A 26,879-nucleotide genomic window follows, 5' to 3' on the forward strand; every position below is an offset into this window, starting at 1 on the left:
GGACAATCTCGTCCTTGTGCTCCTGGGTGAAGTGCCGCCTTTGTCGCGCCAACGACCTTCCTTTCCGGTTCTCCCCAACCCTAGTTGGGGACCTGCCCGGAAGGTTCGGGGCACCTCAGGTGTGCGGAGGCCGGATAGGCCGGTGTGCGGACGTTTGCGAGGGAGTACGCGGACTGCGAGGGGGTGTGCGGACCGCGAGGATGTGCGCGGACGTCTGTGTTTTGGTCTGGATGCTTGCGGGATGCACGGATGTCTTTTGCGTGATGGCTGTGGGGTGTGTGGACGACTTTGGGGGCTTAGAGGCGCACGGGAATTGCGTGTCGGTTGTAGGGCTGTGGGATGCGTACGGGGGTGCGCTGGCTCGTGTGGGTGCTCGCGGGGGAGCGTGGACGTCTTGTTCGCTGTGTGAACGCCTGCGGGTGCATGGACGTCTCGGCGCGCCTGTAGGGGCGCTGGTGGGGCGTGCGGACGTCTGCGCGCCGTCTGGAGGCCCGTGGGAGCCCGGGGAGGCTCGTGGATGTGCGTGGTCGTGTGCGCGGCTGTCTGGACGTCTGCGGGATGCGCGTGAACATCTGCGCGTTGGTGCGGATGGTTGTGGGCCGCGCAAGCGTTTGCGAGTCGGCCCTGTGTGCTTGTAGGGCAGGCGACGTTGCGTGTTGGCCTGGGGCGTTGTGGGCGCGCGGACGTTTGCGGGATGCGCGTGGAGTGCCTGCGCCTCTGGGGGTGCTGTGGGGCGCGTGGACGTCTTGGGTGCTGGTCTGGACGGTTGCGAGATAGGCGTGGACGCTCTTGCCTCTGTGTGGGCGTGTGGGCGTGTGGGCGGGCGCGGGGACGCCTGCGCGGCTGTGTGGTGCCGGTGCGGGCGGGTGGACGGGCTGTGGGGCGGACTGGGGCTAGCGGACCTGGATGTAGGCGTCGGGGGTGCGGGGTGGGCGGTCTCTTGGCGGGGCGGCGGGGTGGCCTACGCCTACGGCGCCCATGGGGTCCCACTCGTCGGGGAGGTCGAGGACGTCGCGGACGACGTCGCGGCAGAACATCGTGCTGGACACCCAGCAGGAGCCGAGCCCTTCGACCGCCAGGCCGACCAGGAGGTTCTGCACGCCAGCGCCGGTCGCGACGACGAACATCTCGCGTTCGGCGCGGGCGCGGCGTTCGTCCGGGTAGTCGTGCGAGCCGTCCATGACCAGGCACGGGACGATCAGGTACGGGGCGCGCCGGAGCACGTCGCCGCGCCGCAGCCGCTTGGCGATCGACTCCGGGGTGAAGCCGTCCCGCCGCAGGTCGGCCTCCCAGGCGTCGCGCATCGCGTCGAGCAGTTCGGTGCGGGCGTCGGCGGATTCCAGGAGGACGAAGCGCCACGGCGTGGTGTGGTGCGGCGCGGGCGCGGTGATGGCGGCGGCAACGGCGCGCCGGACCGCGGCGGGATCGACGGGCTCGCCGGTGAATTCGCGGATCGTCCGGCGCGCGTGCAGGACGTCGGACGAGCCGTACCGGAACATGTCGTCGGCCGACGGCCGTACCAGCGCCCGTGCGCCCGGCCCGTCGTCGTCGGTGACCAGGCCGGACAGGCCGCGCACCACGGCGATCGGCACGCCGTCCAGCTTGCCCTTGACCAGTTCGGCCGCCGCGGCGATCTCGTCGGCGATCGCGGTGACGGTCGCGTCCAGCCGGTTGCCGTAGGTGTCCTCGCGGCCCCGCAGGTCGTCCAGCGGGGCGAGGCCGGCGACGCCGATGGCCGCGTCGGTCAGGCCGATCCGCCAGGGCCGCCCGAACGTGTCGGACACGATGACCGCCGTGCGTACGCCGGTGCGCGCGTGGAGGTCGGCGCGGAGCCGGCGGGCCGACTCGTCGGGGTCTGCGGGCAGCAGCAGGACGGTGCCGGGCTCGGTGTTGGACGCGTCGACGCCGGCGGCGGCCATGACCAGGCCCTGCCGCGTCTCGACGATCCGCGTCTCGCCGTTCGCGTGCCGCCGCCGGGCGACCACCCGGACGGTCTCGGCGTCGATCGCCTTCTCGCGGTCGGCGGCGACGAGCACCCGCCCCTCGGCCTTGCTGACGATCTTGGACGTGACGACGAGGATGTCGCCGTCCTCCAGCATGTCGGCCGGGACCAGGGCGGCGACGTCGTCGCCCTCCCGCACCTCCGGCAGCCCGGGGAGCCCGAAGACCTGGAGGTTCATGCCAGCTCCAGGGCCAGGTCGAGGGTGGCGCGGGCGAGGTCGGCGGTGGCCTCAGGGTCGCTCATCAGCAGCGGCCGGGCCCGTACCTCCATGCCGTCCACCCGGACGCCGGCGTCGGCCTCGGCGACCAGCCAGCCGTTCACCAGGTCGGGCCCGTAGAGCTCGGCCACGGCCCGCGCGGAGGTCTCGACGCCGATCGCGGTCAGGCAGGCGTCGGCCATGCCGCGCACGGGCGCGTCCCCGATGATCGGCGAGACGCCGGCCACGGTCTTGGCCGCGACCGCCGCCCGGACGCCCGGCACCGACAGGATCGTGCCGATGCTCACCACCGGGTTGGACGGCGGGAACAGCACCACGTCGGCCGCCTCGATCGCGTCGAGCACGCCGGGCGCGGGCTTGGCGTCCTCGGCGCCGACCAGCGCGATCGACTCGGCCGGCAGGGAGGCGCGCAGCCGCACCCACCACTCCTGGAAGTGGATCGCCCGGCGGCCCTTGTCGGGCTCGTTCACCACGACGTGCGTCTCGACCTGGTCGTCGGTCATCGGGATCAGGCGTACGCCCGGCCGCCAGCGGTCGCACAGGGCCTCGGTGACGGCCGACAGCGGGTAGCCGGCCGCGAGCATCTGGGTGCGCACGATGTGGGTGGCGAAGTCGCGGTCGCCGAGGCCGAACCAGCTCGGCCCCACCCCGTACTCGAGCAGCTCCTCCTTGACGGTGAAACTCTCGTCGGTGCGGCCCCAGCCCTGCGCCTCGTTGATGCCGCCGCCCAGCGTGTACATCACGGTGTCCAGGTCGGGGCAGACCCGCAGCCCGAACAGCGAGATGTCGTCGCCGGTGTTGCCGATCACTGTGATCTCCGCCTCGGGGGCGGCGGTCTTCAGTCCACGCAGGAAGCGGGCTCCGCCGATGCCGCCCGCCAGCGCCACGATCCTCATGCGGGCCAGCCTATGGCGCCCGGGTGGGCCTGTCTGACGGCGGTCCGGCCGTTGCCGCCGGAACGCCGCCCACCTGGGCGGGCTGAGGCCCGGCGGAGCCGTGCGGAGAGCGGCCGAACGGGTAAACACGGGTGTACACGATCATTGCCTTGGGGACGCGGGGCAGCCCGATGTGCAAAGCTTTGGGTTGGAAACCGATTCCCTCTGTCTGGAGAGATGGTCGTGAACAAGGAAGCCGTCCAGCGCCTGCGTGAACCGGCCGCCTGGGTATTGCTCGCCTCCGCCGGGTTGCAACTGCTCGCCGGCATCATCGACCTTCTGTCCGGCGGCGGTTTCAAGTACAGCGCGCTGTCGGAGATCGCCAACGGCACGTTCACGAGCGTCGCGGTGGTCGGTCTCCTGGTGATCGCGGTGTTCCTGGTCACATGGCAGGACCCGCCCACGCCGCAGGCGCGGACGATCGTCATGGGCGCGCTGGCCGTGCTCGGCGGCATCGCGCTCTTCACCGTGATCGCCTGGCTGGCGGGCATGCTGGCCGGCGGTGACGACGCGGCGGGCCTCACCGTCAGCGCGTCCACCAAGTTCGCGGCGTTCCTGGTCGGCATCGCCAAGCTCGGCGTGATCGGCATCGGCGGCTGGTTCATCTTCACGGTGTTCCAGAGCATGCAGCCGGCCCGCCCGAAGGCCCCGGCCCCCGGCGGCCAGGTGCCCGGCGGTTACCCCGACTACGGCTACCAGCAGGGCCAGGCGGGCCAGCAGGGTCAGCAGCAGTACGGCCAGCAGGCCGGCTACGACCAGCAGGGCCAGCAGCAGGGCCAGCAGCAGTACGGCCAGCCGGGCTACGAGCAGGGCGGCCAGCAGTACGACCAGGGCGGCCAGCAGTACGGCCAGCAGGCCGCTTACGACCAGCAGGGCCAGCAGCAGGGCCAGCAGCAGTACGGCCAGCAGTCGTACGGGCAGCAGGGGTACGACCAGGGCGGCCAGCAGTACGGGCAGCAGGCCGGCTACGACCAGCAGGGTCAGCAGGGCCAGCAGCAGTACGGCGGCCAGGCCGGCTACCAGCAGCAGCCCGCCGAGGAAGAGGGCGCCGGTGAATGGACCCGCGCCTATGGTGGTTCGTCCGACGATTCCGGTCAGCCGGGCGGTTACGGCCAGCAGGGTTACGGTCAGCAGCCTCAGCAGGGCGAGCAGCGCCCCGAAGAGGGCGACTGGTACCGCGACAACCGCCCGCCGCAGTGAACGGCTCAGTGAACAACTGACAGGACCAGCTGATCACTCGTCAATATCGGCCGATCCGATACCCATAAAGCCACCTATGTCACCCCGGAAACTTGTTCCGCTTGACGGGGCGGGCGCTACACGCGTGTAATTTCGTGGGTGTAGTTCTATGCCTTCTCGGGGGATGGAGCTCGAGGGAAGGCATTGACCAGGGGCTCCACGGGCTAGGAGGTGCGCTGTGAGCGAGGTAGTGATCCCGCTGGCGCACGGCACAGACGGTGAAGAGTTGGGCTGGCAGGAGCGCGCGCTGTGCGCGCAGACGGACCCGGAGGCATTTTTTCCGGAGAAGGGCGGCTCGACTCGCGAGGCCAAGAAGGTGTGCCGGGCATGCGAGGTGCGGGCGGAGTGCTTGGAGTACGCGCTTCAGCACGATGAACGTTTCGGTATTTGGGGGGGACTGTCGGAACGCGAACGTCGCAAGCTGAAGCGCCAGGCCGTCTGAGGAGACGTCGCCAGGGACGATCCACCATCGGTGTGGCTCCCCGTCCCAGGGTGACGACGCGCGCGAGCGCGCCCCCGATCTAGGGGGATCCCAGGGCGGGTCTCCCGGGGCACGCGTACAGTTGTCAGCCGTGTCGGCCACTGGCCGGCACGGCTGCCGATCGTCGACCCCCAACGAGCGCCCCTTGTCGACCCCACATTCTCGTCAAACGGACCGCCATGTCGTCACCGCGGTCCTCGTCGCCCATGACGGCGCGCGCTGGCTCCCGGAGACGCTCAAGTCGCTGCTCACGCAGACCCGGCCGGTCCAGCGCCTCGTCGCGGTGGACACCGGAAGCCGCGACCGCGGCCCGGCCGTGCTGGCCGAGGTCGTCGGCGCCGGCAACGTGCTGACGTTGCCCCGGACGACCGGGTACGGCCAGGCGCTCGCGGACGCGCTCGGCCACCCCGCAGCGTCGATCCCCGTTCCCGACGACTCCCCGGGCGAGCCGCGCACCGAGTGGGTCTGGCTGCTGCACGACGACTCCGCCCCCGCGCACGACGCCCTGGCGCTGCTGCTGCGGGTGGCCGACTCCGATCCCAACGCGACCGTGCTGGGCGCCAAGCTGCGCGACTGGAACGACCGCCGGGTGCTCCTCGAACTGGGCGTCACCATCGACGGCGCCGGCCGCCGCGAGACCGGCCTCGACCGGAGCGAGTTCGACCAGGGCCAGCACGACGGCATCAAGGACGTGCTGGCGGTGAGCAGCGCCGGGATGCTGGTGCGCAGGGACGTGTGGGAGCGGCTCGGCGGCTTCGACACCGGGTTCGGGCTGTTCCGCGACGACCTCGACTTCTGCTGGCGGGCGCTCGCCGCGGGCCACCGCGTGGTCGCGGTCAGCGACGCGGTGCTCTTCCACGCCGAGGCCTCGCGGCGCGGGGTGCGCGACGGCGCCCTCGCCGCCGAGCCGGTGCGGCGGCGCGACCGCCGCAACGTGCTCTTCACGATGCTCGCCAACCTGCCGTGGCTGCCCGCCGCGCGGGCGCTGGTGCGCAACGTCTGGTCGACGTTCGTCCGCGTGCTGTTCCTGATGCTGGTCAAGCAGCAGCAGGCCGCCAAGGACGAGCTGGGCGCCCTCGGCGACGTGCTCAAGAGCCCGCGCCGCCTGCTGCGCATGCGCGCCGCCCGCTCCGAAGGGCGGCGGCACGTCTACCACAGCGTCAAGCGGTACCGGGCGCGCTGGGTGGCGGCGCGGTACGCGTTCGAGATGCTCGGCGCGTACGTCGCGGCCCGCAACGCGGCCGGCCGGCGGCACGACGACGAGGACGCGCCCGTCCCCGACAAGCCGAGCGTCGTCCGGCGCCTGCTCGCCCACCCGGGCCTGGTGCTGGTCCTGGTCCTCACGTTCATCACGGTGGCCGCCGAACGGTCGCTGCTCACCGCCGGCGGGACACTGGGCGGCGGCGCGCTGGTCCCCGCGTGGGACGGCGCCGGGACGCTCTGGAGCCAGTACGTCTCCGGCTGGCACCCGGTCGGCCTCGGCTCGGACGCGGGCAGCCCCCCGTACGTCGCGGTGCTCGCCCTGCTGTCGACCCTCACGTTCGGCAAGCCGTGGTTGGCCGTGTCGTTGCTGCTGCTCGGCAGCGTGCCGATGGCCGGGCTCACCGCCTACCTCGCCGCGCGCCTGGTCATCCCGGACGAGGCCCGGCCCGGCCGCCGTTCGCGCCGCGCGGGGCCGCGCATCCCGGTGCCGTACGTGCGCGCGTGGTTCGCCGCCGTCTACGCGCTGTTGCCCGCCGCCACCGGCGCGATCGCGGGCGGGCGCCTCGGCACCGCCGTCGTGATCGTTCTGCTGCCGCTGATCGCCGTACAGGTGGCACGGATGTACGGGCTGCCCCGCGGCGGCGTGTCCGCCGACCCGGTGCTGCGGCACAAGAGGTCGGCCCGGGCCGCGTGGATGGTCGCGCTGCTGCTGACCGTCGCGATGGCGTTCGTCCCGCTGGTGTGGCCGCTGGCGCTCATCGGCGGCGCGCTGACCTGGGTGCTCTTCGAGGGCCGGTCCGGCCGGGGCCGCGGCCGGCGCAACCTGGTGATCGCGCTCGCCACGCCGCCGCTGCTGCTCCTGCCGTGGACGGTCGGGATGCTCCTGCACCCGTCGCGGTTCCTGCTGGAGGCGGGCCCGCACGTCGCCGCGACCCCGCTCGCCACCGCCCAGGACCTGATCTCGCTCAACCCCGGCGGCCCGGGCACCCCGGCCCGCTGGACGATGTACGCGCTGCTGGTGATCGCGCTGACCGCCCTCGTGCTCCGCGGCCGCCGGACGGCGGTGCTGGCGGGCTGGATGCTGGCGATCTTCGGCGGCATGACCGCGATCCTGGTCAGCATGGCCACCGTGGCCAAGGGCGCCGACGAGGCGCCCGCCTGGCCGGGCGTGGCACTGGTGTTCGCCGCCGCCGGCGTGCTGCTGGCGGCCACCGCGGTGGTGCAGCGCGGCGTCGAACTCCTCGCCGGCAAGCACCTCACCTACCAGGCGGGCGGCGCGCTCGTCGTCCTCGCCGCCCTCAGCGTCCCCCTCGTCGCGGCGGGCGCCTGGGTGGCGCGGGGCGCCGGCGACCCGCTCGGCAAGGTCGACCCCGACGTCATCCCCGCGTTCGTCACCGCGCCGACGGGCCCGCGCACGCTGGTCATGCGCCGCGAGGCGTCCGGCCGCGTCACCTACACGCTGGTGCGGGGACAGCGGCCCATGCTCGGCGAGTCCGAGACGCCGGTGAACGACGGCGCGCGGCGCCGGCTCGACGGCTTCGTCGCGGGCCTGGCCGGCGGCCGCGTCGGCGACAGCCAGGCGCTCACCCGCATGGGCGTCCAGTACGTCCTGGTGCCCCGCCCCGGCCGCGACGCCCTGACCGGCGTCCTGGACGCCAACCCCGAGCTCACCCGCCTCAGCCGTACCCGCGACTTCGGCACCTGGCGCCTCCCGGCCGCAGCCGGCCGGATCATTCTCCTGGACGGCGGCACCGCGACCCCGCTCCCCAGCGGGGCCGTGGGCACGACCATTACCGTCCCGGCCGGCACCCGGCCGCGCACCCTCCTGGTGGCCGAACCCGCCGACGGAGGCTGGCGCGCCGCGTTCAACGGCGCCGAGGTACCGGGCAAGACCGTCGACGGCTGGGCCCAGGGCTACGAACTTCCGGCCGCCGGAGGGCAGTTCGAACTCTCCCGCGGCATGCTCACGCGCCAACTGTGGGTCGGCCTCCAGGCCGCCGCGTTCCTCCTGGTCGTCGCTCTGGCCCTGCCCGGCGTCCAGCTCGAGGGCCAGCCCTCCCAGAGCGGCCACGCCCGCCGTGGCAGAGGCCGCCGGGCCAGAGTGACCGCCGGCTCCCTGGCCCGCCGCCCCGAAGCCCTCCGCCACCGCCCCACCCACCCCGAACCCCCCGACCCCACCCAAGCCCCGCCCCCCGACCCCACCCCCGCCTTGGAAACCGGACTCGGCCTAGGGCGAGGAACACGAAGCGAGACCGGCCGCGAAGCAGAGCCGGCCGGAAGCGGCAGGGAGCCCGGTACCGGACGTGAATCCGAGCTTGAACGCCCGCGCGAGGCCGGAAGTGGCACGGAGCCCGGTACCGGACGTGAATCTGGGCCTTGGGCCGGGCACGAATCCGAGCCCGCATCTGAAGCAGGACGTGGTTCCGCGCCCGAACCCAGCCGCGAAGCGGAGCTTGAGGCCGGACGCGGATTCGGGCGTGGCATCGGACGCCGTGCACGGCGCGATGCGGAGCGCACTGCCGACCGGGACGCTGAGCAGGTCCCCGAACCCAGAGCCGGAAGTGGGTCCGTGCCCGGCGCCAGCCGTGGAACGGAGCCTGAGTCGGGACGTGGCCCTGGACGCCGTGGGCGGCGCGGCGCTGACCGGGATGCTGACCGGGACGCTGAGCAGGTCCCCGAGTTCGGAGCAGGACCCGGGTCCGAGCCTGAGTCCGGCCGTGAGGCGGAGTCCGAGTCGGGACGCGGACGCCGTGGGCGCCGCGGGGCGGGGCGTGGCGCCGGTCGGGATGCTGAGCAGTCCTCCGAGTCCGGAGCCGGACGCGGTGCGAGGCGTCGTAAGGGACGCGATGCCGAACGGGATGCAGAGCAGGATTCCGAAGCAGGGGCCTCCCGCGGAGTCGGGCGCGGTGCGTGGCGCAGCGCAGAGCACGAAGCAGAGCAGATCCCCGAGCCCGGAGCCGACCCTGCCGAACGCGATGGCGGGCGCGGTTTCGGACTCGGTTTCCGACGTGGGACCGACCGTGGTACCCGCCGCAGTGGCGAGCACAGAGCCCCCCGCAGTACCGACCGCGGAGCCGGACGCAGGACAGATCGTGGGGCCGGGCCCGGTGGTGAACGTGGAGCCGACCCCACCGATGAACGCAGCGGCGAGCCCAGAACCGACGGCGGAGCCGAGCCGGGTGCCGTGCGTCGAGGCGAGCGTCGCGCTGACCACAGCGGCGAGCACGAGGCCCGGCCTGGGAGTGGGTCCACCGCCGAGCGTGGAACCGGCAGCGGCGAGCACGTGGCCGGACACGGCAGCGGACACACTGCCGAGCGCCGTCCCGACGAAAGTGGCGAGTACACGGCCGAATACGGGAGCGGGGCTGCCGCCGAGCGTGATGCTGGCAGTGGCGAGCACGTAGCGGGACGCGGCAGTGGGCGCACTGCCGAGCGGCGTCCTGACGGAGGCGGCGAGTACGCGGCCGGATATGGGAGCGGGGCTGCCGCCGAGGGCGGTGCCGGGAGTGGTGAGCATGCGGCGGGTTATGGAAGTGGGCGCGGTGCTGAGGGTCGTTCCGACAGCAGTGGCGGGTACGTGACCGGATATGGGAGCGGGGCTGGCGGCGAGGGCGGTGTCGGGAGTGGCGGGTATGTGGTTGGGCGGGGAAGTGAACGCGATGCTGCTGGCAGTGGTGAGCACGCGGCTGAGGATGACGGCGGGCGCCGGGCTGAATCAGGGTCCGGGCTTGGGGCCGTGCGCGGAGCCTTGCGCGGCTTGAAGCGCCGCGTCGCGCGTCGGGCGGACCGCGGCGACGAGGGTGACGCGGAGCGATCGGCCGAACGGGAGGGCGGCCCGGAGTCCGCAAGCGAGTCCTCTGGGGCCGCGGCTGGGGCGGGGTCTTCGGCTGAGGAGCGTTCCTGACGATGGACAAGATCCTGCGGCTGCTCGGGTTCCGCCATGCCACTGCCGGGCTGGTCCTGGTGGCGTTGCTGGCGTTGTACGGGGCGGCGACGCTGGCTCGGCCCGCTGACCGGACGAGGGCGGCGGCCGGCAACGTCGAGGCGGCGGTGACGGCGGCGTCGCTGGTGTGCCCGTGGGGCGGCGAGGACGGCCGTCTGAGCCTCCTCACCCAGCCGAAGGGCGGCGCGGGCGGTAGCGGCCGTCTGGACGTCGTGCAGACCACGGACGGGAAGCCGGTCGGGTCCGCGGCCGGCCCGGGCACGTCCTGGCTCAAGGACGTGCGCCGCAGCAAGAGCGCCTCGTTCACGATCCGGGCGAACGGGACGCTCGCGGCCGGGCTCGAGGCCGAGCGCACCGTTCACTGGGACAAGGGCCGCGACCGTGGCCTGGCCGGCACGAGGTGCGCGCGTCCCGGCACCGACCTGTGGTTCCTCGGGCCGGGGCCCGCCGCCGCGGAGAGCATCGAGCTCTACCTCACCAACATCGACGCGCAACCGGCGTCCGTCGACATCACGGCGCTGTCCGGGGAGGGGCCGCTCGACACCGTCGACGGCCACGGCATCCCCGTCGACCCGTACAGCACCGAGATCGTCCGCATCGGCGGGTCGCCCGAGGGTCTCGGCGAGATCGTCAAGACGGCGCGCGACATGGCGCTGCGCGTGCGCGCGGGCACCGGCCGCGTGGCGGCGTCGGTCCGGGTCCGGATCGGCGGCAAGGAGGGCATCGAGTGGATGCCCCTGTCGCCCGCGCCGGCGACCTCGCTGGTCGTGCCCGGCATCCCGGGCGGCGGCGGCCGCCGCCAGCTGCTGATCGGCGTTCCCGGCGAGCAGGACGCCCGCATCCGGATCCAGGCGATGACGTCCAGCGGGGCCTTCGCGCCTCAGGGGCAGGACGTGATCGACGCCCCCGCGGAGACGGTGACCCCGTTCGACCTCGACCGGGCGTTGTCGGGCAAGCCCGCCGCGGTGCGCCTGGTGTCCGACCGTCCCATCGTCGCGGGGCTCAACGCCCAGCGCGGCGCCGACGTCGCGTTCGGCACCGCCACGGAGCCGCTCGGAGCGGGCGGCGGCATGGCGGCCGACAACCGGTTCGCGTCCTACCTGCAGCTGACCGCCCCGGCGGCGGCCGCCACGGTACGGGTCACGACCGTGGACGCGCAGGGGGCCGGCACGCCCAGGGACGTTCAGGTCCCGGCGGGCCGCACCGTCGAGGTCCAGCTCGCCGCACCGCGGCCGGGCGCCCCCGGCTACGGCCTGATGGTGGTGCCGCGGCCCGGGTCGGGGCCGGTGCACGCCGCCCGCACGCTCTCCACCGGCAAGGGCGGCGGCGTGCTCTTCACGATCATGCCGATCGGCCCGGCGCTCACCACGGTCAGCCTGCCGCCGGTGGGCGACTCCCAGACCACGCTCATTCCCTGAGAACGCTGGAACGGGATCTTCTTCGGGTCGTAGGCGGCGAAGGCGAATAGGTGCCTGACGCCCTGCGGGCGGGTATAGGCCGCCCGCCTTCGGAGCCGGGGCTCGCGGTCGGGGTCGCGGGAGGTCTTCCAGGTCTTTATGCGTTGAAGTGAAACGCCCTCCTCGCGGAGCAGGATGCGCAGGCTCTCGTGGCTGATGTCGCCGACCACCCCCTCGGCGATCAGGAAATCGGCCAGCTTGGCCAGGCTCTCTTGTGCAGGATTAGGGCGTGTCTCGAAGACGACTGCCCTACTTCGAGACACGCCCTAGTGACAGTTGTGAGGCATGGGCGCTGTTCCTGTCTCCGCGGTTCCGAGGTCGTCGGAGTGTCCGGCGTGAATTCGCGGCCACTGGGCGGTGGGGCGTCCGTTGGTCCGCATGTGTGCCGACTCCCTGTCAACCTGCGGTTGCGGCCAGCCGGAGGGCGAGTCCTCCCACGGCTCCTGGCGCCCGTACACGGTGAGGTCCATGAGCGCGTAGCTGTAGTCCATCGCCTCGACGCCGCGGCGCGTCGTCCAGTAGGTCTCGAAGACGCGGTCGCCCTCCCGCACGTAGCACACGAGGTGCATCAGGCCGGGCTCGCGACCGACGAGGAGCGCGTCAAGGGAGGGCTGTGCCGAGTACCACGGCATGTCCCAGCCCATGAAGTCGCGATAGCGGACGCTTTCGTCGTAGGACACCTGGGCATCGCTCGGGCCGAACGCGGTGTTGCGGCCCTGGCTGAAGACTGCGTAGGTGATGTCACGGGAGTGCAGGTAGGACAGCTCGCTGGCCTGGCTGAGGAACAACGTGCAGCCCTCGCACTGCTCGGGCGCGGGCCGGCCGGGCCACCACATGAAGTAGTAGGCGATGAGCTGCCGACGTCCTTCGAACGCGTCCAGCAGGGTCACCGGCCCGCTCAGTCCGATCAGCTCAAGGCTGGCATCCACCTCCACCATGGGCAGGCGCCGGCGGGCCGCCGCGATCGCGTCCCCTTCGCGGGTATGGGCCTTCTCCCGAACCCGCAGCGCCTCTACGTCGGCCTGCCAGGTGTCCCGGTCGACGACCGGCGGCAGCGCAGAGGTGTCGTTGTTCTTCGAATCATCGTTCACGATCGTCTCCTAGATTCAGTCGTGACCGTGCGTGGTGCCTCCCTGAGGGCGCGGGTGGTTGCGGCTCCCAGCCGAGCCCGATGGGCCCTCATCATCCTCGATCCTCGCGCCGCGGATGAGAAACCCTCATGGACTGGGGCGCGACCGCACGATCTCGCGGACATATCCGACTCGAAACGACATCCGCATCGCCGCAACACAGCAGGGTGGAGCCCACCCGAAACCCAAAGAAGGTGTCCAAGATCAGTTTGTGAAGACAGACCTGGACACCCTCGTGATCGCACTGTACGTCAAGATCGACGACGATGCCGCCGGGATCGCCCGGCTGCCTGGCAGGCCGCCCCGCTGTCGCATTCAGAGCTGATCTGCCTGGCGGTGATGCAGGCGATGCCGGGCTGCCACTGCGAGGCCCGCCGGCTCAGGGCCCCTTGCCCGCGCGGCTAGTCCTCGGGGGTGTCGTAGCTGGGGTCCACGGATTCCGGGGTCACGCCCAGGAGGTCGGCGATCTCTTCGACGAGGAGGTCGCGGACCAGGCGGCTGAGCTGGTCGTCGCCGGAGGTGCGGGCCTCCACGGGGCGGCGGAAGACGACGATGCGCACGGGGCGGCCGGTAGTGCCGGGGACGGTCTGGCCGAGGGGAATCACGCCGTCGAACCAGGGCTCGAGGTCGGGCACCTCTTCCACGGCGAACTCGACCTGGGCGAGCTCACGGCCCCAGCGGCCCTCGAGCCGGCTGACCTGGTCGCGGACGATGTCGTCGAAACGCTCCGCGCGGGTGCGCGAGACCGGCGCCTGCGGGGGCGTCAGAGGGCCACGGAGGCCACGACCGCGGCGGTCGCGACGCCGTGCGCCTGCCACACGGGATCGCACGTGACAGAGCCTACCTCTCGCGGCACACCAGGCGCGCTCCCGGGCGAGGGGTGAGCTGAGGACGCACGGTGCGCGGTGCGGTGTCACGCACTGTTCACACTTGCCATTGTCCACGTTTGGGCGAATTGCGAACTACGCGAGATATGTGCAGTTCAGAGATCGAGCTGCGGTCGTCACAATGCGTTCATGTTGATCTCTGTGGATTCGTGTGGAGCCTGTGGCCACAGTGATCTCGCATAACTTCCGGCGGTCATGACCGTTCCGTCGTGGCGACGTCGGTGGCTCTCAGTGCCGGGCTCCATGCTCGGTGGTGGCGGCTGGGCTCTGACCTTGCGTTCACCGGATGCGACGGTGATCCGCTCGTGGTCACGGTCGCGGCCGACCCCGCCATCGCCCGCCGGCTCGGCACCGCAGGGCGCCGGACAGGGCACGGAATGTAGTTGTTACGCCGGAAATGGGCCGGTAACGGCGACACGTGCACGCGGGTGGTGGCGGACGCGGCGGCGGCCAGGTACGGTCGGCCATCGTGAGCCCCGTCCGCATCTGCTCCCGCACCGCCTGCAAGGCGTCGGCAGTCTTCACGCTCACGTACGTCTACCGCGACTCCACCGCGGTACTGGGGCCGCTCGCCACGTACGCAGAGCCGCATTGTTATGACCTGTGCGCGGAGCACTCCGAGCGGCTCACCGCCCCCATGGGGTGGGAGCTCGTCCGCCTGCCCGTCGGCGCGGAGACCGAGCCCAGCGACGACGACCTCGAGGCGCTCGCGGACGCCGTCCGGGAGGCGGCCAAGCCCGCCGCCGGAGGCCGCCAGGAGCCCGTCGGCCAGGGCACCGAGGTGGGCCGCCGCGGCCACCTGCGCGTCCTGCGCTCCGACTCCACCGGCACCCCCGCCCCCCAGGACTGACCCGTCCGACGGGCTTCCTCTCGCTGACACTGACCGTTGTCGGCCGTGACAACGCGCGTTCGCCCGGGCGTGGCGGGTCGCGGGACCGCTCACCGGTAGGCTCGGAACTCGCAGGCCGACTCGCAGGCTGGACGGACAGGGAGCAGGAGTGGGCGACCTCGCCAAGATCTTCAAGGCGTACGACATCCGTGGCATCGTGCCGGAGGAGCTGGACGCCGCGACGGCCGAAGCGGTCGGGGCCGCCTTCGTGCGGGTGACCGGCGCCTCCGCCGTGGTGACCGCGCACGACATGCGCGAATCCTCCGTGCCGCTGGCCGAGGCGTTCGCCCGCGGCGCGACCGGTCAGGGCGCGGACGTGATCGAGGCCGGGCTCGGCTCGACCGACCTGCTCTACTACGCCAGCGGCAGCCTCGACCTGCCCGGCGCCATGTTCACCGCCAGCCACAACCCGGCCAAGTACAACGGGCTCAAGCTGTGCCGGGCGGGCGCCAAGCCGATCGGCCGCGACACCGGGCTCACCGAGATCCGCGACCTGGTCGAGGCGGGCGTGCCGCCCTACGACGGCAAGGCGGGCACGGTGTCGCAGCGCGACCTGCTCAAGGGTTACGCCGACCACCTCAAGACGCTGGTCGACCTGTCGGGCATCCGCCCGCTCAAGGTCGTCGTCGACGCGGGCAACGGGATGGGCGGGCACACCGTGCCGCCGGTCTTCGAGGGCCTGCCGATCGACCTGGTGCCGCTCTACTTCGAGCTGGACGGCACGTTCCCCAACCACGAGGCCAACCCGATCGAGCCCGAAAACCTGCGCGACCTCCAGGCCAAGGTGCGCGAGACCGGGGCCGACGTCGGCCTGGCCTTCGACGGCGACGCCGACCGCTGCTTCGTGGTCGACGAACGCGGCGAGATCGTCTCCCCGTCCGCGATCACCGCGCTGGTGGCGGTGCGCGAGCTGGCCAAGCACCCCGGCTCCAGGATCGTGCACAACCTGATCACGTCCAAGGCGGTACCCGAGATCGTCACGGAGCACGGCGGCGAGCCGGTCCGCACCCGGGTCGGCCACTCGTTCATCAAGCAGACGATGGCCGAGACCGGCGCGGTGTTCGGCGGCGAGCACTCGGCGCACTTCTACTTCAAGGACTTCTGGTTCGCCGACTCCGGCATGCTGGCCGCGCTGCACGTGCTGGCCGCGCTGGGCGAGCAGGACGGGCCGCTGTCGGCGCTGCTGACCGAGTACGACCGCTACCCGGCGTCCGGTGAGATCAACAGCGAGGTGGCCGACCAGGACGCCGCCACCGCGAAGGTCCGGGAGTCCTTCGCCGGCAGGCCCGGCGTTACCATCGACGAACTCGACGGCCTGACCGTCGGCACCGACGACTGGTGGTTCAACCTGCGGCCCTCCAACACCGAGCCGCTGCTCCGCCTCAACGCCGAAGCCGCCGACGACGAGACCGTGGCGGCCATCCGCGACGAGGTGCTGGCGATCGTGAGGGGGAAGTGACCGTGAAGCTCGACTCCTGGCTGCTGGAGATCCTGGCGTGCCCCAACTGCGGCGGCTCGCTGCGAGCCGAGGAGCAGGCGGCCGAGCTCGTCTGCACGGGCTCGTGCGGCTACGCGTACCCGGTGCGCGACGACATTCCGGTGCTCCTCGTCGACGAGGCCCGCACCCCCGCCCCGTGAGCGAGCCGCAGGGGCGCGGTGTCGTCTGGACTGAGGAGCCTGCGACGAGGGAAGGCGGCGCCGGAAGGCGCCCCGTAGGTGAGCGGGAGACGCTGTGAGCGAGCCGCAGGGGCGCGGTGTCGTCTGGACTGAGGAGCCTGCGACGAGGGAAGGCGGCGCCGGAGGGCGCCGTCCCGTTGGTGAGCGGGGGGCGCTGTGACCGACACGGTCGCGCTGGACGATCCGGCCGCCATCGAGGCGGCCGACCCGGGCGGGATGTTGCGCCAGGTCGCGTCCGCCGCGGCGCAGATCCGCGAGGCGCACCGGGCGACCGTCGAGGCGGGCGTCGACCGCCTCGCCGAGGACGGGCGCCCGCGCGCGATCGTGGTCACCGGCATGGGCGGCTCGGGCATCTCCGGCGACGTGCTCGCCGCGGTGTGCGGGCTGGGCTGCCCGGTCCCGATCGTGACCGTGCGCGGCTACCGGCTGCCCGGCTGGGTGGGCGCCGCCGACCTGGTGATCGCGGTGTCCTGCTCCGGCGGAACGGAGGAGACGCTCGCCGTCGCCGGCGAGGCCGCGCGGCGCGGTGCCCGGCTGCTCTTCGTGGGCGGCCCCGATTCGCCGCTCGCGGAGATGGCCGCGCAGACCCGGGCGCTGTTCGTCCCGGTCCGGTCGGTGGGCCAGCCGCGCGCGACGGTCTGGGCGCTGACCGTGCCGCTGATCCTCGCCGCCCGCGCGCTCGGGCTGGTGGAGGTCTCCGACGAGGTCGTGGAGTCCACCGCGACCCTCCTGGAGGACGTCGCGCACCGCTGCCGGCCCGCGAGCGAGCCGTTCGTCAACCCGGCCAAGCGCATCGCGCTGGAGCTCGCGGGCGACGTCCCGATGGTGTGGGGCACCTCACCGCTGGCGGGTACGGCCGCCTACCGCTTCTGCTGCCAGCTCAACGAGAACGCCAAGTATCCGGGCATTCACGGAGAGCTGCCCGAGGCGGACCACAACCAGGTCGTGGCGTTCGACGGGTTCTTCGCTCAGAAGGCCGCGGACCCGGACGACTTCTTCCGTGATCGCACCGACGACACCGATCATGGCCTCCACCTGCTGGTTCTCCGGGACCTTGAGGAGCATCCGCAGGTGGCCAAACGCCGTGAGGTGTCGGTCGAGCTCGCCCGTGCCAGGGGGGTCGCCGTCACCGAGATCACCGCGGAGGGTGAACATCCGCTGCAAAGGATCGCTACGCTGATCGCGCTTGGGGACTATGTGACCGTTTATTTGGCCATCGCCCTGGGTGTGGACCCCACGCCCGTGACGGCCATCCAAGAGCTCAAGGCGAGGATTGCGTAGATGAGTGCAGAGGGCGGTACCAAGGCGATCGTCGCCGCATTGGTCGCCAACCTGGGTATCGCGACCGCCAAGTTCGTGGCGTTCGCCTTCACCGGTTCGTCGTCGATGCTGGCCGAGGGCATCCACTCGGTCGCCGACTCCGGCAACCAGGGGCTGCTGCTTCTGGGCGGCAAGCGCGCCAAGCGGGCGCGCACGCCGCAGCACCCGTTCGGGTACGGCCGGGAGCGGTACTTCTACGCGTTCGTCGTCGCCGTCGTGCTGTTCACCATCGGCGCGGTCTTCTCGCTGTACGAGGGCTATCACAAGATCAGCCACGCGCTCGACCACCCGGACGAGAAGATGGAGTCCGCGGCCTGGGCGTTCGGCGTGCTGATCGTCGCGATCATCATGGAGTCCTTCTCGTTCCGCACGGCGATCCAGGAGTCCAACGCCGTCCGCGGCGAGCAGGGCTGGTGGCAGTTCATCCGCCGTGCCAAGGCGCCCGAGCTGCCGGTGATCCTTCTGGAGGACCTGGGCGCACTCGTCGGCCTGATCCTCGCCCTGGGCGGCGTCACCATGGCCGTCGTGACCGGCGACCTCGTCTGGGACGGCGTCGGCACCATCGCGATCGGCATCCTGCTGGCCACCATCGCGATCATCCTGGCGATCGAGACCAAGAGCCTGCTGATCGGTGAGGGCGCCGGCCCGGAGGCGGAAGAGCAGATCGTCGAGGCGCTCGAGTCGGTCGAAGAGGTCGACCGCGTGATCCACATCCGGACGCAGTACGTCGGCCCGGAAGAGATGCTGATCGCCGCCAAGATCGCCGTTCACCACGACGACACCGCCGCCGAGGTGGCCCGCGGCATCGACGCCGCCGAAGGCAAGATCCGCGCCCAGTTCCCGGAGGCGCGGCTGATCTACCTCGAGCCCGCCCTGGACGAGGCGCAGCCCAAGAGCCCCACTCCCGCCGCGGAGACCCCCGAGTCCGAGGCCCCCGAGTCCGAGGCCACTGACCCCGAGGCCACTGACCCCGAGGCCACTGACCCCGGCGCCACGGAGGCCGACAGCAAGCCGGAGACCCCCGCCTCCTCCTGACATCAGAAAGACGTCTACCCGCCCATCTCGTGGCGGGTAGACGTCTTTCTGCGTAAGACCGTGAGGATGGTCACACGGGAGGCGTTTCCCTCGCCGGCCGGCCGGGCGGCCGGTCGACCCCAGCCCAGGCAAGACCGGCACGGACGGACGGCGAGGGCGCCTTCCCATGCTCCCCGCCCGGACCCCTGAAGCCGGACGGTTCTGGCGCGACCTGGCGGCAGCTCCGCCGAACCCCCTAGGTCAGCGGGGCCGCCGCGTTGGTCACGCTTAGAACATTACGTTCGCCCACCTCATCCGTACGTCCCCCAAAAGGAGGGAAATGGTGTCGTCCTCTAGGGGGACCCGCCCCTGAGGCATAACACCGCACGGTGAGGTGAGCATCGGGGTGAAAGGGACAGTATTGATAGGTGACCAGCGACGACCGTCCCGACAAAGCCCCGCCCCGCGCGCGTGGCCACACACCTCCGCCCGCCGATTTCGGCCCGGCGCTCGCCCACCATGCCTGGCGGCTGTCCGGACGCGTCGTCGCAGGTCTGGGCCAACTGCTTCTGTGGATCATCACCGGGGTCGGGCGGCTGCTGCGGCCGCTGGGCCGTGCGCTCGCCGCCAAGCTGTACGGTTCTGGCCGCCGTCCCGGCGCGGAGCCCGGCGTGACGCATCCGGGCGCGGCGCCCGGGATGGCGCCTCCGGGCATGGCGCCTGGCATGGCACCTGGCATGGCACCTGGCATGGCACCTGGCATGGCACCTGGCACGGCGCCTCCGGGCATGGCACCCGGGATGGCGCCTCCGGGAGGGGCGCCGCATGGGGTGGCGCCTGACGGGACGGCGGTGCTGCCCGGCTCGGCGACGCGGACGGCGCCGTTGCCTCGGTGGATCAACGCCTGGGCCGAGTTCACCGCGTCCTGGTACTTCGCGCCGCTCACCGGGCTCGCGCTGACCATCGCCGCGCTGGCCGAGCTCGCGCCGCGCAGCGAGTCGCCGCTGAGCGTGGCGGGCGGGTTCGCGGTGGCCGCCACGCTGCCGCTGGTCTGGCGGCAGGAGTACCTGCGCCCGGTGGCGGCGGTGGCGCTCGGGGCGTTCGCGGCCAGCCTGCTGACGGGGCAGGGGCTGCTGATCACCACCACGTTCGCCGCGCTCTACACGCTGTACGCGCTGGGCCGGCAGCTGCCCCGGCAGTCCGCGGGGGCGCTCGCGGTGGGCAGCCTGGTCACGGTCGCGGTGGTCTACTTCGCCACCACCACGCTGGACGAGATCCCCTGGCCCGCGCCGGTCGTCGCGGTGCTGGCGGCGATCGGCCTCGGTGACGCCCGCCGTGCGGTCGAGTCGGCGGGCCGTACGGAGGCGGCGGCCGAGGAGCGCAACAACGAGACGCTGACCCGGCTGACCGCCGTCCAGCGGGAGCAGGCGGTCATGCGCGAGCGGGCCCGCATCGCCAGGGAACTGCACGACGTGGTCGCGCACTCGGTCTCGATGATCGCCGTTCAGGCCGAGACCGCCCCGTACACGATGGACGACCTGTCGCCGGAGGCCCGCGCGGGCTACACCGAGATCGCCAAGACCGCCCGGGACGCGCTGGTCGAGATGCGCCGGCTGCTCAGCGTGCTGCGCGCCGACGCCAAGCCGGAGCCGGAGTCGCAGACGGCGCCGCAGCCCCGGCTGGATCGCCTGCCGGACCTGATCGACCAGCATCGCGGCGCGGGCGGCCGGGTGGACCTGGAGGTCCACGGCGATCCCCGGGCGTTGTCGACGACGGTCGAGCTGTCGGCGTACCGCATCGTCCAGGAGGCCCTGACGAACGCGCGGCGGCACGCGCCCGGCGCGGAGGTGCACGTGGACCTGACCTATCTGCCCGACCGGCTCGCGGTCCGGGTCCGCGACGACGGCGGCGACGCGCCGACGATGGTGTTCAGCCGTGACCCGTCCACCACGCGCGATGACGGCGGGGAACCTGGAGGCCCGAACGCGCGTCATACCGGGGAGACTCGTCTCCAGTCCGCGCCCTCCGCGGACTCCGGTGGCGGACACGGTCTCGTGGGCATGCGGGAACGTGCGACCATGCTGGGCGGACGTTTCACCGCGGGACCGGCAGTAGCGGGCGGTTTCCTGGTGGAGGCCGAGCTCCCGCTGTCGAGGGAAGGGAACCCGACCCGTGATCCCGGTTCTGAGGCACCTCCCGCCCACCGCTGACCCTCGCCTGGAGCCGGCACGATGATCAAGGTGATGATCGTCGACGACCAGACGATCGTGCGCGCGGGGTTCGCCGCCCTGCTGGACGCCCAGCCCGACATCTCGGTGGTCGGCGAGGCCGGCGACGGCCGCGAGGCCGTGCGGATGGCGGCCACGGACCGTCCGGACGTCGTGGTCATGGACATCCGGATGCCCGGCATGGACGGCATCGAGGCGACCCGCCGCATCCTCGCCCGGCCCGGCGCCGACGGCGTGCGGGTCCTGGTGCTGACGACGTTCGACGTGGACGAGTACGTCTACGAGGCGCTGTCGGTGGGCGCCAGCGGGTTCCTGCTGAAGGACGCGACCGCCGACGAGCTGGTCTCGGCCGTACGGGTGGTGGCGCGCGGCGACTCGCTGCTCGCGCCCCAGGTCACCGGCCGCCTCATCCGCGAGTTCACGCAGCAGCGCCGCAACCGGCCGCAGGCGCCGGAGGCGCTGTCCACGCTGACGGCCCGCGAGACCGAGGTGCTGGTGCTGATCGCGGGCGGCCTGTCGAACGGTGAGATCGCCGCGCGGCTGGTGGTGAGCGAGCACACGGTCAAGACCCATGTGGCGCGCGTCTTCACCAAGCTCGGCCTCCGCGACCGGGCCCAGGCCGTGATGCTCGCCTACGAGTCGGGCCTGGTCGTCCCCGGCGCCAACGGCACCTGACCCACCCGGACGGCAGGAGACCGGTGATTTCGCCGATGCGCGGCGGACGCTGGGAACCAAGAATTGCGGACGTCGATATCCGCCGAAACCGGCAGAAACCACCCGGATCTGACTGGTTTCCCCCAACTCAGGAGTGCATCGACGTGCGTTTCCCCACCACCCCGCCACGCCGTTCGAGCATGCGTGCACGGCTCGCCTTGACCGCCGCGGCGGTCGCCATCACCGGCACCACCGCGGCGGCGGTCTCGGCCGTGGCCGTGGCCGAGTCCCCCGTCAGCACCGCCCGGCTCAGCGCCGCCGCGGCGGCCGAGAACCCCTACGAGCGCGGTCCCGCCCCCACGAGGTCGAGCATCGAGGCCTCCCGCGGCTCCTTCGCCACCTCACAGACCAGCGTCTCCTCGCTCAGCGTCACGGGCTTCGGCGGCGGCACCATCTACTACCCGACCAGCACCTCCGAGGGCACGTTCGGCGCCGTCGTCATCTCGCCCGGATACACCGCGGACCAGAGCAGCATGGCCTGGTACGGACCGCGCCTGGCCTCGCAGGGCTTCGTCATCTTCACCATCGACACCCTGACCCGGTTCGACCAGCCCGGCAGCCGGGGCGACCAGATGGCCGACGCGCTGGAGTACCTGACCGAGCGCAGCTCGGTCCGCAGCCGGATCGACACCTCCCGGCTCGCGGCCATGGGCCACTCGATGGGCGGCGGCGGAACGCTGGAGCTCGCCCGGGACATGCCCACCCTCAAGGCGGCCATCCCGCTCACCCCGTGGAACCTGACCAAGACCTGGTCGACCGTCCGCGTGCCCACGATGATCATCGGTGCCCAGAACGACTCGGTCGCCTCGGTCAGCTCGCACTCCGAGCCGTTCTACCGCTCGCTGTCGTCCGCCCCCGACAAGGCCTACATCGAGCTCCGGGGCGCCTCGCACTTCGCGCCGAACACCAGCAACACCACCATCGCGAAGTACAGCCTGTCGTGGCTGAAGCGGTTCGTGGACAACGACACCCGCTACGACCAGTTCCTCTGCCCCATCCCGAGTGAGTCGACGATCTCCGAGTTCCAGGAGACCTGCCCGCTGGGCTGACCGCCCGCAGGGACGTCCCCGGGTGCGTTCGCCTGAACGTCACCCGGGGCGTTTCCCTGTACGGCCCCCGCGGCATTCCCATGAACGGCCCCCGGCGCGTTCCCCTGAACGCTTCCCGGGGAGTTTCCGTGCGCGGCCCCAGGAGCGCTCCCGTGCGCGCTCCCGTGCGCGTTCCCGGATGCGTTCCCGGATGCGTATGCCGGGGGACCGCCCTGGACGTTCGCCTGTTCCGGCGGCGGCCGCATCGTGCGGTCGCCGCCTTCGTCGTCGCCGTCGGTGAGGCGCTGGGCGTGCAGGGCCAGCGTGAGCTCCACCAGATCGCGCGGGCGGCTCAGCGACCGGCCGGTGAGCTGCTCGAGCCGCCGCAGCCGCGTGAGCACCGTGTTGGGGTGGCAGTAGAGCACCCGGGCGGCCCGCCCGGCGGCGCCGTCGCAGTCGAGCCAGGCGCCGAGGGTCGCGAGCAGGACGTCGCGATGCCCCGGCTTCACCGCGTCCAGGCCGCCCAGGACGGTGCGTTCCAGCCGTTCGGCCAGGCGCGGCTCGGAGACCAGCAGCGCGCTCGGCAGCCGCTGCCCGAGGACGGCGATCTCGCCGCGCGCCGACCCGTCGGAGCCGGAGGAGGGAGTGGTGCGCAGGGCCGTCCGGGCGAGCCGGTGGGCGGCGCCGATCTCGGCGAGCGACCCCACGACGATGCTCACCCCCGCGCGGTCCCGCACGTGCGGCCGCAGCACCGCGACCAGGTCGTCGAGCCCCGCGGCGCCGAGCGCCACGAGCGCGATCTGCGCGTCGGCGGTGGTCCGCCAGATGAGCCGCATCGTGCCGCTGTGCGCGGGCGGGTGGGCCGGACGGCTGAGGACGGCGACCGCGTACCGCCCCTGGAGGGGGAGCCCCAGCACGGACGACGCGGTGGCGAGCAGCCCCCCGTCCACGCCGCGTCCCGACAGGAGCGCGTCCAGGATCGTCCGGGTCCGGGCGGCGTCGCGCTGCCGCATCAGGGACTCGGTGCGGTGGTAGGAGTCGGCGGCGGCGCGCGACTGCTGGTCGATGGCCTCCCACGTCCGGCTGGTCTGTTGCAGGAGCATCGCCACCGCCGCGGGGTCCTCCCTGTCGACGACCTCGACGATGCCCTCCCAGAAGATCCGTCCGGCCAGGCGGTACGAGCGCAGCAGCTGGTCGAGCGGCTGCCCCTGCTCGGCGCGCCTGCGGCCGAGGCGTTCGGCCCACCGCAGGTCGGCGCGCCCGCCGGTGGGGTGCAGGATCGTCTCCAGGCCGTGGCCGAGCCCGACCTCGCACACCTCGCGCAGGTCGTCGTCCCGGACCCAGGTACGGTGCCCGCCGTCGCCGCCGTGGATCTCGCTGAACAGCCGGTCGGCCAGCTGGGGGAGATGGTCGGTGAGCCGCGCGGCGGCCATTCGCATGATCGTGCCGTCGGCCGGTTCGGTCGTGGCCATCTGCCCGTCACCTCCACGCAGGGGCGCGCTCATGGTGTCATCACTCGTTTTCCGGGGCCACCCCGCCCCCTTCGCGGACGGTCCGATTGTGCTCGTTCACAACGGCGCGGCCCTCTGATTGCGCTGGGTCCCCGTTTCCGAACGCCGCTCTGGACCCGTTCCGCCCGCCGTGTTGAGGTGTGGGCCCACAGGAGGGTGCGCCATGGGACCTCGAAGCCCGCTCCCGATCCACGGCCGTGACGACGAACTGGACGCGCTCGGAGGGATGCTCGTCCAGGCCCGCGCCGGTGACGGCGGAGCCCTGACCATCGCCTCGGGTCCCGGAATGGGACGCACCACGCTGCTCGCCGAGACCGTGCGCAGGGCCGGCCCCGACGTCCTGACCCTCGGCACGCGCGGCGTCCGGCACGAGGCGTCCGTCCCGTTCGCCGGCCTGCACGGGCTCGTCCGGCCCCTGGTCCGGCCGTTCGGCCGGCTCCCGAACCTGCTGAGCCGCCTGCCCGCCGCGCAGGCGCGGACGCTGACGACCGCGCTGGCGAACGGCGCCGACCCCGCCGAGGTGGGCACGGCGCTGCCCGCCGCCGTCCACGCCCTGCTCGCCGAGGCGGCCCGCGCCGGCCCCCTGCTCTGCTGGATCGACGACGTCCACTGGATGGACCGCGTCTCGCTGGAGGCGCTCGCCTTCGCCGCCCGCCGGATGGCGGCCGACCCGATCGTGATGGTGTTCACGGTCCGTGACGACCCGCCCGTCATCGCCGGCCGCCAGCCGCTCGACGCCATTCCCCGCCTGGCCGTCGGGCCGCTGGAGGAGGCCGCGAGCCTGCGCGTCCTCGCCGACCTGACCGGCGGTCCCGGCGTTCTGGACGAGGGCCTCGCCGAGGAGCTGGCCGAACTCGCCGGAGGCTGCCCGCGCGCCCTGGTCGACCTGGTCGCCGGGCTGATGCCCGCGCAGCTGTCCGGCGACGCTCCGCCGCCCCGCGAGCTCCCGGGCGAGAGCACGCTGCGCGTCTACTACCGGCGCAGGCGCCGCCGCCTGCCGCCCGGCGCGCGGCGGCTGGCGATGCTCGTCGCGGCGGGCGAACGCCTGGAGCTCGGCACGATCGCCCGTGCCGCCACCGCCGAAGGGATCGCGCTCGGGGCCCTGGAGATGGCGCGCAACGCGGGCCTGGTCAGGATCGAGGGCAACATCGCCGAGCCGCCGAGCCCGCTCGTCCGGTCGTGCCTGTACGCCGACGCCCCGCTCGCCGAACGGCGGTCCGCCCACGCGCTGCTCGCCCGCGTTCTCGACCAGGACCGGCACCGGCACCAGCGCAGCCTCCACCGCGCCGCGCTCGCCCTCGAACCGGACGAACGGCTGGCCGGCGAACTGGCGGCGGCGGCCCGTACGGCGGGCACGTTCGCCGATTCCAGCCGGGTCTGGGAACGGGCCGCCGAGCTGACGACCGAGCCGGGCCTCAGGTCCGACCGGCTCCTCGCCGCCGCCTCCGACGCGTGGACCGCGGGACGTCCCAGACGTGCCCGCGCCCTGCTCAGGCGGGTCCGCGCCTACGCCGACACCACCGAGCGGGTGGGCCGCGCCGACCTCCTCCAGGGCGAGATCGAACTGGCGGACGGCCTGCCCGCGACGGCCGTCGACCTGCTGATGCGGGCGGCCAGGCAACTCCGCGCCGCCGACCCGGAAGCCGCCGCCAGGGCACTGGTGAACGCGGGGGAGGCCGCCGACATGGCCGGGGACCACCATTCCCACGTCCTCGCCGCGGAGCAGGCCGCGAGCCTGCCCGCCCCCCGGGGCGCCGAGCACCGCCTGGCGCTCGCCCATCTCAGCGGTATGGGCAAGACGCTCCAGGGGCGCCCCCGGGAGGCCGCCGTCCGGCTGGACGAAGTCCTGCGACTGGCCGACACCGTCGACGACTGCGCCGCGCTGATCTGGGCGAGCGCCGCGGCGCTGGCGCACGGCCGTCACCACCGCGCGCGGGCGCTGGCGACCCTCGCGGTGACCGGCGCGCGCCAGCACGGCGCCGCGCCCCTCAGCCCGAGTGCCCTCACCATGCTCGCCCGCTGCGAGATGGCACTCGGCCGCTATCCGGTGGCCGTGGCCGTCGCGTGGGAGGGGGCGTGTGCGGCACGCGCCACCGGGCAGCGCAACCGGGAGGCCGAACTGCTGGCCACCCTGGCGCTGCTGGCGGCGTTCCTCGGCGACACCGAGACCTGCCTCCAGCGCCTGCACGAGATGGGCACCGTCGTGGGCGGCCGCGGCCTGAACCGGGCGGCGGCCTACGCGACCTGGGCCCACGGCTTCCTGGCCCTCGCCGAGGACAGCCCCGCCGACGCCGCCGCCCGCCTCAAACGCCTCACCGGCGGAGGGACGGCGCACATCATCGTGCGCACGGTCGCCATCCCGCACTTCGTCGAGGCCGCCGTCCGCTGCGGCCGCCGCCGCGCCGCCGCCCGCGCCTTCACGTTCTACGAACACTGGGTCGCCGGCTCCTCCAACCCCGCCGGCGAGGCCCTCACCGAACGTTGCCGCGCCCTCCTCACCGAGGACGAGAACGCCGCCGGAGCCCACTTCGACGAAGCCCTCCGCATGTTCCGCGAAGGCGACTCCCCGCACGAGCTGGCCCGTACCGAACTCCTCTACGGCCAGCGCCTCCGCCGCGACCGCAGACCGCGAGACGCCCGCGAGCACCTGCGCACCGCCCTGGAGCTCTTCGAACAGGTCGGCGCCCACCGCTGGGCCGAACGAGCCCGCACCGAACTCCGAGCCGCCGGCGACACCCTCACCCCCGACATCGCCGACGCCGACCTGGAAGCCCTCACCGCCCAGCAACTCCGCATAGCCCGCCTGGTCGCCGACGGCGCCACCAACAAGGAGATCGCGAGCCGCCTCGTCATCAGCCCCCGTACCGTCGACCACCACCTCCGGAACGTCTTCACCCGCCTGGGCATCCGCTCCCGAGTGGAACTGGCCAAACTGGTCCGCTGACCGGCTCCCTGCGCGAAGGGCACTCGCTCAGCGGCTCCACGTCCACCGCCTGGCGAGAGC

The 26,879-nt window shown here is 72.8% G+C and carries 18 protein-coding genes; 13 read left to right on the forward strand and 5 right to left on the reverse strand.

Annotation, left to right across the window (positions count from 1 at the left end):
- Positions 1–893: 893 nt before the first annotated feature.
- Together ABZ810_RS07225 and cofD are read right to left on the reverse strand one after the other, a co-directional pair.
- The gene (locus ABZ810_RS07225) at positions 894–2,180 is read right to left on the reverse strand and encodes a coenzyme F420-0:L-glutamate ligase (RefSeq protein ID WP_358400348.1); all 1,287 of its coding nucleotides are present in this window, start codon (positions 2,178–2,180) and stop codon (positions 894–896) included.
- The gene (gene cofD / locus ABZ810_RS07230) at positions 2,177–3,115 is read right to left on the reverse strand and encodes a 2-phospho-L-lactate transferase (RefSeq protein ID WP_358400350.1); all 939 of its coding nucleotides are present in this window, start codon (positions 3,113–3,115) and stop codon (positions 2,177–2,179) included. The genes ABZ810_RS07225 and cofD overlap by 4 nt, the downstream gene beginning before the upstream one ends.
- Before the next feature lie 222 nt (positions 3,116–3,337).
- On the opposite strand from cofD, the gene ABZ810_RS07235 reads away from it, so the two are divergent.
- From ABZ810_RS07235 to ABZ810_RS07250, 4 genes are all read left to right on the forward strand, one after another.
- On the forward strand, positions 3,338–4,354 hold the full coding sequence (locus ABZ810_RS07235) for a hypothetical protein (protein ID WP_358400353.1): 1,017 nt from the start codon (positions 3,338–3,340) through the stop codon (positions 4,352–4,354).
- Between the two features lie 217 nt (positions 4,355–4,571).
- Positions 4,572–4,835, forward strand: coding sequence for a WhiB family transcriptional regulator (locus ABZ810_RS07240; RefSeq protein ID WP_067487041.1), 264 nt, complete (start codon positions 4,572–4,574; stop codon positions 4,833–4,835).
- 184 nt (positions 4,836–5,019) lie between these two features.
- Complete coding sequence (locus tag ABZ810_RS07245) at positions 5,020–9,981, forward strand: glycosyltransferase (RefSeq protein WP_358400356.1); 4,962 nt, start codon at positions 5,020–5,022, stop codon at positions 9,979–9,981.
- A 2-nt stretch (positions 9,982–9,983) separates the two neighbouring features.
- Positions 9,984–11,438 (forward strand): DUF5719 family protein, encoded by a 1,455-nt coding sequence (locus tag ABZ810_RS07250; RefSeq protein ID WP_358400359.1) that lies wholly within the window; start codon positions 9,984–9,986, stop codon positions 11,436–11,438.
- Between the two features lie 305 nt (positions 11,439–11,743).
- Here the strand turns inward: ABZ810_RS07250 and ABZ810_RS07255 are convergent, their stop codons facing one another.
- Together ABZ810_RS07255 and ABZ810_RS07260 are read right to left on the reverse strand one after the other, a co-directional pair.
- The gene (locus ABZ810_RS07255; RefSeq protein WP_358400362.1) at positions 11,744–12,568 is read right to left on the reverse strand and encodes a DUF899 family protein; all 825 of its coding nucleotides are present in this window, start codon (positions 12,566–12,568) and stop codon (positions 11,744–11,746) included.
- A gap of 440 nt (positions 12,569–13,008) precedes the next feature.
- On the reverse strand, positions 13,009–13,437 hold the full coding sequence (locus ABZ810_RS07260; protein ID WP_358400365.1) for a metallopeptidase family protein: 429 nt from the start codon (positions 13,435–13,437) through the stop codon (positions 13,009–13,011).
- Positions 13,438–13,963: 526 nt separating this feature from the next.
- On the opposite strand from ABZ810_RS07260, the gene ABZ810_RS07265 reads away from it, so the two are divergent.
- From ABZ810_RS07265 to ABZ810_RS07300, 8 genes are all read left to right on the forward strand, one after another.
- Positions 13,964–14,344, forward strand: coding sequence for a DUF3499 domain-containing protein (locus tag ABZ810_RS07265; protein ID WP_358400368.1), 381 nt, complete (start codon positions 13,964–13,966; stop codon positions 14,342–14,344).
- A gap of 148 nt (positions 14,345–14,492) precedes the next feature.
- Positions 14,493–15,842, forward strand: coding sequence for a phosphomannomutase/phosphoglucomutase (locus ABZ810_RS07270; RefSeq protein ID WP_358400371.1), 1,350 nt, complete (start codon positions 14,493–14,495; stop codon positions 15,840–15,842).
- Between the two features lie 2 nt (positions 15,843–15,844).
- The gene (locus ABZ810_RS07275) at positions 15,845–16,021 is read left to right on the forward strand and encodes a Trm112 family protein (RefSeq protein WP_358400374.1); all 177 of its coding nucleotides are present in this window, start codon (positions 15,845–15,847) and stop codon (positions 16,019–16,021) included.
- 195 nt (positions 16,022–16,216) lie between these two features.
- The gene (locus ABZ810_RS07280; RefSeq protein WP_358400377.1) at positions 16,217–17,341 is read left to right on the forward strand and encodes a bifunctional phosphoglucose/phosphomannose isomerase; all 1,125 of its coding nucleotides are present in this window, start codon (positions 16,217–16,219) and stop codon (positions 17,339–17,341) included.
- A complete protein-coding gene (locus tag ABZ810_RS07285; protein WP_358400379.1) occupies positions 17,342–18,415 on the forward strand; it encodes a cation diffusion facilitator family transporter in 1,074 nt (357 codons plus the stop codon). It abuts the gene before it with no gap.
- A gap of 809 nt (positions 18,416–19,224) precedes the next feature.
- Positions 19,225–20,604 carry a sensor histidine kinase gene (locus ABZ810_RS07290; RefSeq protein WP_358400382.1) on the forward strand — a complete coding sequence of 460 codons (1,380 nt, stop codon included), beginning with the start codon at positions 19,225–19,227 and terminating at the stop codon, positions 20,602–20,604.
- A 21-nt stretch (positions 20,605–20,625) separates the two neighbouring features.
- Positions 20,626–21,297, forward strand: coding sequence for a response regulator transcription factor (locus ABZ810_RS07295; protein ID WP_358400385.1), 672 nt, complete (start codon positions 20,626–20,628; stop codon positions 21,295–21,297).
- Positions 21,298–21,476: 179 nt separating this feature from the next.
- Positions 21,477–22,385 carry an alpha/beta hydrolase gene (locus tag ABZ810_RS07300; protein WP_358400388.1) on the forward strand — a complete coding sequence of 303 codons (909 nt, stop codon included), beginning with the start codon at positions 21,477–21,479 and terminating at the stop codon, positions 22,383–22,385.
- Here the strand turns inward: ABZ810_RS07300 and ABZ810_RS07305 are convergent.
- On the reverse strand, positions 22,310–23,836 hold the full coding sequence (locus tag ABZ810_RS07305; protein ID WP_358400391.1) for a helix-turn-helix domain-containing protein: 1,527 nt from the start codon (positions 23,834–23,836) through the stop codon (positions 22,310–22,312). The two genes, ABZ810_RS07300 and ABZ810_RS07305, sit on opposite strands and share 76 nt — an antisense overlap.
- 202 nt (positions 23,837–24,038) lie before the next feature.
- Between ABZ810_RS07305 and ABZ810_RS07310 the strand changes: the two genes are divergently transcribed.
- The gene (locus tag ABZ810_RS07310) at positions 24,039–26,819 is read left to right on the forward strand and encodes a LuxR family transcriptional regulator (protein WP_358400394.1); all 2,781 of its coding nucleotides are present in this window, start codon (positions 24,039–24,041) and stop codon (positions 26,817–26,819) included.
- Positions 26,820–26,879 lie beyond the last annotated feature (60 nt).

The sequence above is a fragment of the Spirillospora sp. NPDC047279 genome (assembly GCF_040643285.1).
GTDB lineage: Bacteria > Actinomycetota > Actinomycetes > Streptosporangiales > Streptosporangiaceae > Spirillospora.